The organism is Streptomyces cellostaticus, from assembly GCF_001513965.1.
In the GTDB taxonomy this organism is placed as follows: Bacteria; Actinomycetota; Actinomycetes; order Streptomycetales; family Streptomycetaceae; genus Streptomyces; species Streptomyces cellostaticus.
The window spans coordinates 237,198-250,400 of record NZ_KQ948026.1; the positions used below are offsets into that span (position 1 = coordinate 237,198).

A 13,203-nucleotide genomic window follows, 5' to 3' on the forward strand; every position below is an offset into this window, starting at 1 on the left:
GTCACTCACCGGCCAGCAGCGCGACCGGGTCCAGCGTCTCGTCGCCCTTGCTCCAGTTGCACGGGCACAGCTCGTCCGTCTGCAGGGCGTCCAGGACCCGCAGGACCTCCTTGGGGTTACGGCCGACGGAGCCGGCGGTCACCATGGAGAACTGGATCTCGTTGTTCTGGTCGACGATGAAGACGGCGCGCTTGGCGAAGCCGTCCTCGCCCTCGATGCCGAGGTCGCGCATCAGCTCGTGCTTGGAGTCGGCCAGCATCGGGAACGGCAGGTCGCGCAGGTCGTCGTGGTCCTTGCGCCAGGCGTGGTGGACGAACTCGGAGTCACCGGAGAAGCCGAGGATCTGCGCGTCGCGGTCGGCGAACTCCTCGTTCAGCTTGCCGAACGCGGCGATCTCGGTCGGGCACACGAAGGTGAAGTCCTTGGGCCAGGCGAAGACGATCTTCCACTTGCCCTCGTAGGTCTTGTGGTTGATCGTCTCGAACTCCTTGCCCTTCTCCAGCGAGACGCAGGCGGTCAGTTCGAACTCGGGGAACTTGTCACCGACAGTGAGCACACGCTCTCCTTGCAGCGAGGAATCGCCCCTTTTGAGGGCTTTTCCCTTTGGGTTGGACGCCGTCGATGTTGGCACAGGGTGCATTGATTAGGGAAATAGCTATACTCGGTCATGTTGATCGGAGGGGTCTATCAGTGACCATCAGTAACGGCAGGCGGAGGCAGCCGAGCCTCGCACAGCTGCGTGCCTTCGCCGCCGTCGCCGAGTATCTGCACTTCAGGGACGCGGCGGCCGCCATCGGGATGAGCCAGCCCGCCCTGTCCGGTGCGGTCTCGGCGCTGGAGGAGATCCTGGGCGTGACCCTCCTCGAGCGTACGACCCGCAAGGTACTGCTCTCGCCCGCCGGCGAGCGTCTGGCCGTACGGGCGAAGGCGGTGCTGGCGGAGGTCGGGGCGCTGATGGAGGAGGCCGAGGCGGTCCGGGCGCCGTTCACCGGGGCGCTGCGGCTCGGGGTCATCCCGACCGTCGCGCCGTACCTGCTGCCCACCGTGCTGCGGCTGGTGCACGAGCGGTACCCGCACCTCGACCTCCAGGTGCACGAGGAGCAGACCGCCAACCTCATCGACGGCCTGAACTCCGGCCGGCTGGACCTGCTCCTGCTCGCCGTCCCGCTCGGTGTGCCCGGAGTCGTGGAACTCCCCCTCTTCGACGAGGACTTCGTGCTCGTCACCCCGCTGGACCACTGGCTCGGCGGCCGCGAGGGCATCGCGCGCGAGGCCCTGAAGGAACTGAACCTGCTGCTCCTGGACGAGGGGCACTGCCTGCGCGACCAGGCCCTGGACATCTGCCGGGAGGCCGGCCGCGAGGACGCCCCGGTCACCACCACGGCCGCCGGACTCTCCACCCTGGTCCAGCTCGTGGCGGGCGGCCTCGGCTGCACCCTGCTTCCGCGCACCGCCCTCAAGCTCGAGACGACCCGCAGCAGCCAGCTCCTCACCGGCTCCTTCGCCGAGCCCGCCCCGAGCCGCCGCGTCGCCCTCGCCATGCGCACGGGCGCGGCCCGGGCCGCCGAGTACGAGGAACTGGCGACGGCCCTGCGACAGGCGCTACGACCGCTGCCCGTACGGGTGTTGAACGGCGAGGCTTAGCCACACGACCCCGAGGTCCCCGGCGTCTGAGCCGCACCCGACACCGAGGGCCCGCTACCGGGCCACGGACGGTCCCGGTCGGGCCACAGCCGACGGGCGGGAGGGCACTGCACCGGGCCCGTGTGTGCTGCTGCGCCGCGTCTTTGGGGTGGGGGTCCTGTCGCGCCGCGCCTATAGGTCGGAGGTCTTGTGCCGGCCAGAGCGCTGCCGCGCCGTGCCTTTGGGTTGGGGGCCCGTTCCGGGCCTGGGTGTCGCCGCGCCGCGCCTTTGGGTTAGGGGGCCCGTCCCGTTCCAGACCAGGGTCCTGCCCGCGCCGCAGCTTTGGGTTGGGGGTCTCGTGCCGGGCCCGGGCGCCCCCGCGCCGTGCCTATAAGGTCCCGCACCGGGCCCGGGTGTTGACGTGCCGTGCCTTTGGGGCGGGGGCCTGTGCCGGTCGGGGTGCTGCTGCGCCGCGCCCTTGGGTTGGGGGTTCTGTGCCGGGCCCGGGTCTTGCTACGCCGTGCCTTTGGGTTGGGGGTTTTGTGCCGGGCCTGGGTGTCGCTGCGCCGCGCCTTTGGGTTAGGGGGCCCGTCCCGTTCCGGACCAGGGTCCTGCCCGCGCCGCAGCTTTGGGTTGGGGGTCTCGTGCCGGGCCCGGGCGCCCCCGCGCCGTGCCTATAAGGCCCCGCGCCGGGCCCGGGTGTTGACGTGCCGTGCCTTTGGGGCGGGGGCCTGTGCCGGTCGGGGTGCTGCTGCGCCGCGCCTTTGGATTGAGGGTCCTGTGCCGGGCCCGGGTCCTGCTACGCCGTGCCTTTGGGATGAGGGTTTTGTGCCGGGCCGGGGTGCTGCCGCTCCGCGCCTTTGGGCTGGGGGTCTCGTGCCGGGCCCGGATGCCCCCGCGCCGCGCCTGGAAGAACCCGCGCCGGGCTGAGCTCCCCGCGCACGCCCCCGCAAGCCGAGGGCCCCCGCGTCAGGAAGGGGCCCTCGGTCTGCGTAGTTCTACTCGGTTCGTAGTCCGTCCGGGCGCATCAGGCGTAGCAGGGGCGGCAGGCTGAGCACGGTGACTGCGAGGACCACCGCCGCGCCGACGCCGGTCATCGACAGCACGCTCGACCAGTCGACGGTCACCGGGGTCGCCGTCATCTTCAGCAGCACCGCGCCCAGCGTCAGGCCCACGGTCGAGGCCAGAAGCAGGCCGAGGGTGATCGGGATGGCCGTCTGCCACAGCACCGACAGGCCCAGGGTGCGGCGCCGGGTGCCGAAGGCGACCAGCGACGACAGCAGCTTGCGCCGTTCGCGCAGCTGTTCCAGCTGGGAGACCAGCAGGCTCGCGCCGATCAGCGCCAGCACACACGCCGCGCCGACGAACAGGCCGGTGCGCAGGGAGGTGTACTTCGTGGACTGCTCGATGGCCGTCCAGTTGTAGGTGTCCGCGACCGGATCCAGCCTGGCGGCCGTGTTGCGCACGTGCTCCTCCGCGTCCCGCACGGACTCGTCGAGGCGGACGAGGACCCTGCGGGACAGCGTCGGCGCGGCCTTGGCGGGCAGCGCGGACGGGGTGACCAGCAGGCCGGAGATGTTCTCCAGCGAGTCCTTGCGGGCGCCCGCCTGCTGAAGACCGGCCGGCACGGTCCAGGAGACCTCGCGGCCGCGGGTGTCGGAGTAGGTCGGGTCGATGTAGACGTGCCGGCCGGGCCGCAACTGGGCTCGCATGGCTGCGTCGTAGTCGGTGTCGGACGCGTCCGGGTTGCTCAGCGCGAACACGTCGCCGTCCCGGCAGGACGGCAGGTGGGCCAGCTCCTGCAGGGCGGCGCAGTCGCCGACGGTGAGGCCGACCGAGGTGTCCGGGTCGCGGCGCTGCCCGGAGAAGGTCCCGGTGGACAGCGCCACCGAGGCCCGCACCCCCTTGGTCCGCTTGAACTCCTTGCCCGCGAGCGCCACCTGGGTGTGGTCGGACAGGTCGACCTCCATCTGCGCCCGGCTGGGGTCGCGTCCGGTGCTCTTGGTGTACTGGCTCTGCACGCCCGCGAACAGCATCTGCAGCGCGATCGCGCCGGCGACCGCCACCGCGATGCCGTTGACCATGCGGGCGGCCGTACCGCTGCTCAACTGGAGCCTTCGTACCGCCAGTTGCCAGGACACCGCGCCCGAGCCGAGCCGGGCGACGACCCGCTCCACGAGCCACGGCAGCAGCGCGGTCACGCCGACCAGCAGCAGCATCACCCCGCCGACGACCAGGTACTGGTTGAAGTTCCCGCTGTCGCGGCCGTTGCCGACCATCGGATACAGCATCGCGAGGCCCGCCAGCGGCAGCAGCAGCCGCCACCACAGCCGGCGCCGGGCCTGCTTGGCCGCACGCACCACGCCGAGCGGCTCGATGACCACTCCGCGCATCGCGAACAGCGTGACCAGCACCGCGGAGGCCGGGACCGCCACCGCAACCAGCGCGACCAGTGCCGGGGAGGGGTTGAGATAGCTGGGGAAGACACTTTCGCCCAGGATCTCGACCGAGCTGGCGACCTGACGGCCGGCCAGGAAGAACGCCGTACCGACGACCAGCCCGAGCAGGGCCCCGGCCAGCGCCTCGCCCGCCGCGATCCGCCGGGTCATCCGGCTGTCGGAGCCCACCAGCCGCAGCGCGGCGAGCCTGCGGTCGCGCCGCTCGCCGCCGAACCGTACGGCCGCGGCGATGAACACGGCGACCGGCATCAGCAGCACCACGAACACGACCAGGGTCATCATGAGCAGCACCGGGTCGGCCTTCTCGGTCGTCGGGTGCGGGTCACCGAACGCGTCCAGCCGCTCCACCCGCGCACCGCCCGCCCTCGGCACCATCCCCTCGGCGCCCGCGTAGTACGCCAGCTCCTGCGAGCCGATCAGCCCGCTGTTGCCGATCGTGCCGGTGATCCGGTACGGCAGCCGCTCGCGCAGCAGCTTCGCCCCGTCCGAGGCGAGCAGCTCCTTCAGCGCGGGCGAGACCACCATCTCGCCCTTGGCCGGGAACCGGCTCAGCCCCGGCGGCAACGGCGCCCGCGGGCCCTCGGGCTCGAGGAGCCGGCCCCGGATGTCCTTGGTGTGCCACTTGGTGTCGGTCGACCCGACCAGCACGGTGTTGTCGGCCTTGGGCCGGATGGTCGTGGCGAAGTTGTAGTCCTGGCGGGCCTCTTCGACGTCGTGGCGCGCGCTGATCACGTTGGGCAGCGCGGTCGTCAGCAGCAGCAGTGCCACGCCCAGCCCGACGCCGACCGCCGTCAGCAGCATCCGGACCCACCCCTCGCGCCCGCCGGTGCAGGCGAACCGGGCCCCCATGGCCAGATCCCTGGACCACTGCCTGGCGCTCATATGGCGCGCTCCATGTCCCGGGACTTCCCGTCGCGTACGACGATCTCGCGGTCGGAGTAGGCGGCCACCCGGGCCTCGTGCGTGACGAGGACGACGGCCGCGTTGGTGGAGCGGGCCGCATCCGTCAGCAGCTCCATCACGCGCTCGCCGTTGAGGGAGTCCAGTGCCCCGGTCGGCTCGTCGGCGAACAGCACCCGGGGCTCGGTGACCAGCGCCCGCGCCACGGCGACCCGCTGCCCCTGGCCGCCGGAGACCTCGCCGGGCCGCTTGCCCTTGAGGTCGTCGACCTCGAGGCGCTCCATCCAGCCCAGCGCCGCCTTCTCGGCCGCCTTGCGGGAGGTGCCGTTCAGTCTGAGCGGAAGCGCCACGTTCTCCACGCACGTCAGCTCCGGTACGAGCTGTCCGAACTGGAAGACGAACCCGAACTCGCTGCGCCGGAGCGCACTGCGCTCGGCGTCGGTCATGGTGGCCAGTTCACGCTCGGCGTAGGTGATCGAGCCCGAGTCGGGCGGCACGATCCCGGCGAGACAGTGCAGCAGCGTCGACTTGCCGGACCCGGAGGGGCCCATCACGGCGACGACCTCGCCGGGGTGGATCGAGAACGCGGCGCCATCGAGGGCGAGCGTGGGACCGTAGGCCTTGCGCAGGTCCCGGGCGGCGAGCAGGGAGCCGGGGGGAGGGGGAACGCTGGTCATGCAGCCACCTCCGCGCGGAGCTTGTCGAGCCGTGCCGCGGCCAGCTCCAGCCAGCGCAGGTCGGCCTCCAGGTGGAACAGGGCGTGGTCGCAGATCATCTGGTCCGCGAAGTCGCCCCGGCGCTTGCGGTCGGTCAGGATCCGCATGCTGCGCAGGTGCTCGGCGCGCTGGGTGTCGAGGATGTCGGCCGCGTTGCGGTGGGTGAGCAGCGCGAGGACGACCTTGGTGTACAGGGTCGACTGGAGGTACTCCTCCGGCTTCTCCGGGGTCGCGAGCCACCGCTCGACGTCGGTGATGCCGGCGTCGGTGATGGCGTACCGCTTGCGCTCGGGCCCCCCGCCCGCCTCGATCCCGTCGACTTCCACGAGGCCGTTCTTCAGCAGCCGGGACATGGTCGAGTAGACCTGGCCGTAATGCAGCGGCCGGTCGTGACCGAACTTCTCGTCGAAGGCCCGCTTCAGGTCGTAGCCGTGTCGGGGGCCGGACTCCAGGAGCCCTAGGAGGGTGTGACCGATGGACATGCCCCGCACTCTACACACGGTGTATACGCCGGATGTATACGCGGAGTGTGTAGATCATGGCGGGGGGTGCGGCCGTGCAGGTGGGGGCCCATTGTCACGGTTCTGACACGGGCGGCCGACCCCTGCGGGGCAAGGGTCCGGTGTCCTTGGGCAGGCGCCCCGCATCGGCCAGCGCCTTGCGCAGCAAGAACTCGATCTGCGCGTTGGCGGACCGGAACTCGTCGCCGGCCCACCGCGCCAGTGCCTCGTACACGGACGGGTCGAGCCGCAGCAGCACCTGCTTGCGCTGCGGCCGACCTTGAGGGGCCGAACCCCCGGAGGGAACCATCACTGGTACAGGGTGCCTGTGTTGAGGACCGGCTGGGGGGCCCGGTCCCCGCACAGCACCACCATCAGGTTGGACACCATCGCCGCCTTCCGTTCCTCGTCGAGCTCCACGATGTCCCGCTCCGCGATCCGGGCGAGCGCCGCCTCCACCATGCCGACCGCGCCGTCCACGATCTGCCGTCGGGCCGCCACGACCGCGCCGGCCTGCTGGCGCTGGAGCATCGCCGAGGCGATCTCGGGAGAGTACGCGAGATGCGTGAAGCGCGACTCGATGATCCGCACTCCGGCCGCCTCCACGCGGGCCTGGAGCTCGACGGCCAGCCTCTCGGTGATCTCCTCGGCGTTGCCGCGCAGCGAGAGACCGTCCTCCTCGTGGGCGTCGTAGGGGTATTCGATGGCGATGTGCCGTACGGCCGTCTCGGTCTGGGTGGCGACGAACTCCGCGAAGTCGTCGACCTCGAAGGTGGCCTGGGCGGTGTCCTGGACCTTCCAGACCACGACCGCGGCCAGCTCGATCGGGTTGCCGTAGGCGTCGTTGACCTTGAGGACGGCGGTCTCGTGGTTGCGCACTCGCGTGGAGATCCGGGTCCGCGAGGTGAGGGGGTTCACCCAGCGCAGGCCGTCCTGCCGGATCGTGCCCCGGTACCGCCCGAAGAGCTGGACGACCCGCGCCTCGCCGGGCGCGACCGTGTTCAGGCCGCGCATCGCGATCACGGCGGCGAGGAAGACGAGGACGCCGCCGGCGATGAGGCCGCCCTTGGCGCCGGGGGCGGACGTCGCCGAGGAGGCGGTGAAGAGGGCGACGGCGGCGGCGAGTCCGAGCAGCCCGAGGAGCAGGGCGAGTCCGCCGCCGATGCTGTGCGCCTGGACCTCTCGCACGCGTGGGGCGGGCATCTCGGGTATGTCGGCGGTCGTGGACGTGTCGTGTGCGGACATGGGTGGGTCCCCCGTTCTCGGAACGCTTAGCTTGTTACTAGCTAAGTGATATCACTTTTTTCTGTCAAGCAACCCTTCGCCGTTCAGAACCGTCGGTTCCCTTGGGGCGGGTGCTGATTGTCACGTCCGTAAAAGAACGGATCGGACGCCCTTTGTCATATAGACGGGTGTTAGCTTTCGGAGCTGACCCCGAGACGGAAGCGGAGTGTAGGGACCCATGGGACGAGCGGAAGAGAGACGAGCGCGACAGCGCGGTGGCCACCGCGCGGCGCCCAAGCGCCGCCGCTCGGAACCCACGGTCGATGCCACACGGGCGGCCGCCACCCCGACGACGGCCGCATCCACGGCGGCGGACGGCGCGACCGTGGTCGGCGGCAGGTCCGCCAAGCCGGCCAAGCCGCCCAAGGGCCGAATACGCAGGCTCTTCACCTGGAAGAAGATCCTCGGCACGTTCTTCGGCTTCTGCCTGCTCGGCATCGGCGGCTTCGTCGGGCTCTACCTGTATGTGGACATCCCGGCGGGCAACGCGCTCGCCAAGCAGGAGAGCAACGTCTACAAGTACAGCGACGGCACGCTCCTCGCCCGTGTCGGCGAGACCAACCGCGAGAGCGTGGACCTGTCCAAGGTGCCCAAGGACGTACAGCACACCTTCGTCGCCGCGGAGAACAAGACCTTCTACACGGACTCCGGCATCGACTTGAAGGGCCTCGCCCGCGGTCTGTTCAACACGGTGACCGGCCGGGGCAAGCAGGGCGGTTCGACGATCACCCAGCAGTACGTCAAGAACTACTACCTGAACCAGGATCAGACCGCCACCCGCAAGCTCAAGGAGATGGTCATCTCCTTGAAGGTCGACCGGAAGAAAACCAAGAACGACATCCTCGCGGGCTACATCAACACGAGCTACTACGGCCGCAGCGCCTACGGCATCCAGGCCGCGGCCCAGGCCTACTACGGGGTCGACGCCCAGAAGCTCAAGGTCGAGCAGGGCGCCTACCTCGCCGCGCTGCTCCAGGCGCCGAGCCAGTACGACTGGGCGGTTGCGAGCAAGACGGGCAAGCGGCTGGTCACTGAGCGCTGGAACTACGTCCTGGACAACATGGTCAAGCAGCACTGGCTGGACCCGGCCAAGCGGCAGACCATGAAGTTCCCGATCCCGAAGGAGCCCAAGGGCGCGCCGGGTGAGGAAGGACAGAAGGGCTACCTGGTCGAGCTCGCCAACCAGCAGCTCGAGGACCAGCTGATGGCGCGGGAGGGCATCAGCCGCACGGATGCCGCGCAGCAGGTGATCAAGCGCGGCTGGACCATCACCCTCAACGTCGACAAGAAGAAGCAGGCCGCGCTGGAGAAGGCGGTCAAGGCCGAGCTGACCAGCAAGCTGGAACCGAAGAAGCGCAAGGTCGACGGCAACGTCCAGGCCGGCGCCGTGTCGGTGGACCCCAGGACGGGCAAGATCGTCGCCCTGTACGGCGGCCAGGACTACCTCAAGCACTTCTACAGCAACGCCACCCGCCGGGACTACCAGCCCGCCTCCACCTTCAAGCCGGTCATCCTCGCCGCCGCGCTGGAGCAGAACGCCGCCACACAGAGCGGCAAGCCGATCAACGCCGACACGGTCTACGACGGCACCAGCGGCCGCCAGGTCCTCGACCACGGCGCCAAGGCCGGCTTCGGCCCGCCGAACGAGGACCACGTCGACTACGGGCCCATCACCGTCCAGGAGGCGATGAACAAGTCCGTCAACTCGGTCTTCGCCCAGATGGGTGTCGACGTGGGCATGCGCACGGTCATGGACACGGCCAAGAAGCTCGGCATGGACACCGAGGGGATGCAGCCGGTGCCCGCCCAGACGCTCGGCTCGATGGGGGCCAGCCCGCTGGAGATGGCGGGGATCTACGCCACGTTCGCCAACCACGGCAACAAGGTGACGCCGTCCATCCTCAAGTCGGCCGAGCAGAAGGGCCGTTCGATCGACATCCCCAAGGCGATCGGCGGACCGGTCATCAGCCGCACGGCCGCCGACTCGGTGACCTCCGTGCTGACCGGCGTGGTGGACGACGGTACGGCCAAGAAGAGCGTCGCGGGCAACCCGCTGCGCAACGGCCAGCAGGTGGCGGGCAAGACCGGTACGTCGGACAAGAACAAGTCCGCCTGGTTCACCGGCTACACACCCGACCTGGTCACCTCCGTCGGCCTGTTCGGCGAGGACAAGAACACCAAGGCCCACGTGCCCATGACGGGCGCCACCGGGCTGCTCCCGCCCCCCGGCCGCGTCAACGGCGGCACCTATCCGGCGAAGATCTGGGCCGCCTACACCTTCGGCGTGACGCACAAGGCCACGTTCGACCTGAACACCACCCAGGGCGCGGCCGTGGAGCCGACGGACACCCCGTCCTTCAGCCAGCCGCCGTCCACGACCCCGTCGAACACGCCGAGCAGTGCGCCGCCGTCGTCCTCGAGCCCGTCCGCGACGCCGTCGAAGACCCCGGTCTCCCCGACACCGCCGTCCCCGACAGCGCCGTCCCCGACGGCGCCCACCGGGACCCCGACCACCGGGACCCCGACGGACGGCAGTACGGACGACCCGCTCGATCCGGGCGGGAACTTCGGCCAGTAGGCCCGCGCACGCAAAGGGCGCCCGGGGAATCCCCGGGCGCCCTTCGGCGTGCTCAGCCGCGGTTCAGTTCGAACCAGACCACCTTGCCGGTGCTCAGCCGGGTCGCGCCCCAGCGCCGGGCCAGCCGGTTGACCAGGTACAGGCCGCGCCCGCCCTCGTCCGTGGCCCGCGCCTGTCTGAGCCGCGGCAGCTGGGGCACATCGTCGCCGACCTCGCAGCGCAGCACGTCCGTGCGCAGCAGACGCAGCGTGACCGGGCGGGAGGCGTAGCGCACGGCGTTCGTGACCACCTCGCTGATCAGCAGCTCCACCGAGTCCGTCAGGTCCTCCAGGTCCCAGCGGGCCAGCGCGCGCCGGGCGAGCCGGCGGGCCTGGCCGGGCGCCGAATCCTCCGGCTCCAGGGTCCAGTACGCCACATCGCTCGGCGCGATCCCGTCGAAGCGGGCCGCGAGCAGCGCGATGTCGTCGTCCCGGTCGCCCGGGCCGAGCATGTCCAGCACCTCGTCGCACAGCGCCTCAAGGGGCGGCGGATGGTCGGGGCCGGTCAACTGGGCCGTCGCGGCGAGCTTTTCCCGCAGCTGCTCTATGCCGGTCCACACGTCCCGCAGCCGGGACTCCACCAGGCCGTCGGTGTAGAGGAGCAGCGTGGCCCCCGCGGGCGCGTCCAGCTCGACCGCCTCGAAGTCCACCCCGCCGACCCCGATGGGCGCGCCCGGCGGCACCCGCAGCACCTCCGCGCGGCCGCCCAGGTGCAGCAGAACGGGCGGCGGATGGCCCGCGTTGGCGATCGTGATGCGGTGCGTGACCGGGTCGTAGACGGCGTACAGACAGGTCGCCATGCGGTCGGTGCCCAGGCGCTGCGCCTGCTCGTCCAAGTGGTGCAGCACCTCCTGCGGGGGCAGGTCGAGCCCGGCCAGGGTCTGCGCGGTCGTGCGCAGCTGGCCCATGATCGCCGCCGAGGTCATGGAGTGCCCCATGACGTCGCCGACCACCAGCGCCACCCGGCTGCCGGGCAGCGGGATCGCGTCGTACCAGTCGCCGCCCACCCGCGCGGTCTCCGCGGCCGGCAGATAGCGCGAGGCCAGCCGCACCCCGGTCGGCCGGGGCAGGGTCTCGGGCAGCATGGTGCGCTGCAACTCGTCGGCGATGTAGGCCTCCCGGCCGTACAGCACCGCCTTGTCGATGCCGAGCGCGCTGTGTGTGGCGAGCTGGGCCGCCACCAGCAGGTCGTCCGCCTCGAACGCGAGGCGCTCCGGACGGCGCAGGAACAGCGCCGCGCCGATCACCCGGCGCCGGCCGCGCAGCGGCGCGAGGATCGCGTGCTGCCCGCCCGGTACGAGCGCCTCGCCGCCCTCGCCGAGCAGCTCGGGCAGCGCGGCCCGGGCGGCGGGCGCGTCCGCGAACACCGGCCGCACCCCGCGCAGTACCTCGTTCAGGGCACCGCCCGGGCGCACCTCGCACAGCTCGGTCGTCAGCGACGACAACTCCGTCAGAGGCGACGGATCCGGCTCCGGCTCGGGGAACGGCGGGAGCAACAGGCCCTCGGTGTCCCGCTCGTCCGGTATCCGGTCGGTCCGGCGCAGCCGCAGCACCACCGGGCCGGTGGGACGCTCGTCACCGACCGGCAGCGGGTCGCGCAAATAGACCAGGATCGCGTCCGAGAACGTCGGCACGGTGGCCCGGCACAGCCCCATCACGATCTCGTCCAGGTCGATGCCGCGGGCGATCCGCCGGGTCGCCGCGCCCACGAACCGCAGCCGGTCCCCGTCGCGCCGCATCGGCATCGGCCGCCCCGGCGGCAGACCGCGCCCGGTACGGCGCTCCTGGTCGCCCGGCGTCTTCTCCTCCTCGGTGCCCGGCTGCGGCGGAATGCCCTCCGGCGCGGGACGCGGCCGGTGGGTGTCGGGCTCGGCGGTGGCGGGCTGGGAGTGTTCGGGGCCGTTGACTGGGGGCTCCTTCCCCTTGTTCCCCTTGCCGCAGGGCGTGTTCGTCGTCGGGCCGGACGGCGTCCCGTCGGCCCGGGCCTGCGCCGGTAAGGCCGGGTTGCCGAGCGGTTTCGGGGTACGCAGGAGCGCCCCGCGGGCCTCCGCGGGGTCGACGCCCGGCTGGGGGCGTTCGAAGGAGGTGGGCTGCTCCGTCACGCGTGTCGCATCCGTCCGTCCGGGGCTGCGCGCCGGGCGCGCAAGTGGTCCCGCCGAAATGCCGATACCCGGAATACGTGCCCCAGGAACGGAATTCCTGCGTGGTCAGAGGTTGTTCCTGTGCCACCGGCGCACCCTGCCGGGTCCGTGGTGTTGCCCTCGTACCCCTCGCTCACGTCCTGCCGCCCCCTCGGTGACGTATGGTCAAGCCCGGCACATGCTCCGGGAGTTGCACTGAAGCGCCCTTGCGGAGGACGATCCTACGGTTGTGCACCGGGGGCGCATCAAGAGTCTCATGAGGACACGTGCGCGGGCGTGCGGTCCCAGTCCTCGGGGAGAGACGGTACCGTCCAGGACGGATCCGGGCGCCAGTGCGGCCAGCCGTCCGAGAACGGCGGGCCCCAGGCGTCGATCGCCGCCACCGCGGCCTGTCCGGCCGCCCGCACCCGTTCGGCCGTCGACGCGTTCATCAGCCCGTCCCGCTGGGCCTGCGCGAACTCGTCCTCGTCCCGCCAGTGCCAGCTGCGGTCGGGGTTCACGGAGATGTCCAGAAAATAGTCCACGGAGTCCACCCCGCCCGCCCAACGGGCTAGCGGTCGTTCGAGGTTGACGTACCAGTTCTTGAACCGCCAGCCCGGATCCCAGAACAGCCACACGGACCAGGGATCGCCGGGCCGGGCCAGCTTCAGCACGCCCGTGCCGAACCACCGGTCCCGCTGCACCGCGCGAGGCTTGGTGTAGCGGGTCTCCAGCGGCTCCAGGTGCACGGGCGTCCCGTCGGCCAGCACCGGCTTGACGCACTCGGTGCCGGGCGCCATCCACACCGCGAGCAGCTCCTCGTCGTCCCGGACGACCGTGACGGGCCGCGCGATGTGGAAGTGCTCACCGGCGTTCTCCCGGTACCGCCACAGGATCTGTGTCCCGGGGGCCCAGTACGTCGCAGGTCCCGCTGCCACTCGCCTCACCGCTCCGTCGTCCGTCATGGACAGATATTAGGTGCCGC

The 13,203-nt window shown here is 71.1% G+C and carries 10 protein-coding genes; 2 read left to right on the plus strand and 8 right to left on the minus strand.

The window, feature by feature from the left end; translation table 11 throughout:
* Nucleotide 1 precedes the first annotated feature (1 nt).
* Nucleotides 2–556: a peroxiredoxin gene (locus AQI88_RS23485; RefSeq protein ID WP_067002667.1), complete on the minus strand. Its 555-nt coding sequence runs from the start codon at nt 554–556 to the stop codon at nt 2–4.
* A 134-nt stretch (nt 557–690) separates the two neighbouring features.
* On the opposite strand from AQI88_RS23485, the gene AQI88_RS23490 reads away from it, so the two are divergent.
* The gene (locus AQI88_RS23490; RefSeq protein ID WP_079057749.1) at nt 691–1,644 is read left to right on the plus strand and encodes a LysR substrate-binding domain-containing protein; all 954 of its coding nucleotides are present in this window, start codon (nt 691–693) and stop codon (nt 1,642–1,644) included.
* Between the two features lie 977 nt (nt 1,645–2,621).
* Here AQI88_RS23490 and AQI88_RS23495 read toward each other — a convergent pair.
* The 5 genes from AQI88_RS23495 to AQI88_RS23515 form a co-directional block, all read right to left on the minus strand.
* Nucleotides 2,622–4,964 carry an ABC transporter permease gene (locus AQI88_RS23495; protein WP_067002669.1) on the minus strand — a complete coding sequence of 781 codons (2,343 nt, stop codon included), beginning with the start codon at nt 4,962–4,964 and terminating at the stop codon, nt 2,622–2,624.
* Nucleotides 4,961–5,659 carry an ABC transporter ATP-binding protein gene (locus AQI88_RS23500; protein ID WP_067002671.1) on the minus strand — a complete coding sequence of 233 codons (699 nt, stop codon included), beginning with the start codon at nt 5,657–5,659 and terminating at the stop codon, nt 4,961–4,963. Before AQI88_RS23500 ends, AQI88_RS23495 begins: the two co-directional genes overlap by 4 nt.
* Nucleotides 5,656–6,180: a PadR family transcriptional regulator gene (locus AQI88_RS23505; protein WP_067002673.1), complete on the minus strand. Its 525-nt coding sequence runs from the start codon at nt 6,178–6,180 to the stop codon at nt 5,656–5,658. Before AQI88_RS23505 ends, AQI88_RS23500 begins: the two co-directional genes overlap by 4 nt.
* Before the next feature lie 94 nt (nt 6,181–6,274).
* Nucleotides 6,275–6,508, minus strand: coding sequence for a type II toxin-antitoxin system antitoxin (locus AQI88_RS23510; RefSeq protein ID WP_067002675.1), 234 nt, complete (start codon nt 6,506–6,508; stop codon nt 6,275–6,277).
* Nucleotides 6,508–7,443 carry an SPFH domain-containing protein gene (locus tag AQI88_RS23515; protein ID WP_067002677.1) on the minus strand — a complete coding sequence of 312 codons (936 nt, stop codon included), beginning with the start codon at nt 7,441–7,443 and terminating at the stop codon, nt 6,508–6,510. Before AQI88_RS23515 ends, AQI88_RS23510 begins: the two co-directional genes overlap by 1 nt.
* 217 nt (nt 7,444–7,660) lie before the next feature.
* Between AQI88_RS23515 and AQI88_RS23520 the strand changes: the two genes are divergently transcribed.
* Nucleotides 7,661–10,060 (plus strand): transglycosylase domain-containing protein, encoded by a 2,400-nt coding sequence (locus tag AQI88_RS23520; RefSeq protein WP_067002679.1) that lies wholly within the window; start codon nt 7,661–7,663, stop codon nt 10,058–10,060.
* Nucleotides 10,061–10,112: 52 nt separating this feature from the next.
* Here AQI88_RS23520 and AQI88_RS23525 read toward each other — a convergent pair whose 3' ends face one another.
* Together AQI88_RS23525 and fomD are read right to left on the minus strand one after the other, a co-directional pair.
* Nucleotides 10,113–12,200, minus strand: coding sequence for a SpoIIE family protein phosphatase (locus AQI88_RS23525; RefSeq protein ID WP_067002681.1), 2,088 nt, complete (start codon nt 12,198–12,200; stop codon nt 10,113–10,115).
* Nucleotides 12,201–12,493: 293 nt separating this feature from the next.
* Nucleotides 12,494–13,183 carry a cytidylyl-2-hydroxypropylphosphonate hydrolase gene (gene fomD, locus AQI88_RS23530; protein WP_208615877.1) on the minus strand — a complete coding sequence of 230 codons (690 nt, stop codon included), beginning with the start codon at nt 13,181–13,183 and terminating at the stop codon, nt 12,494–12,496.
* Nucleotides 13,184–13,203: the final 20 nt, after the last annotated feature.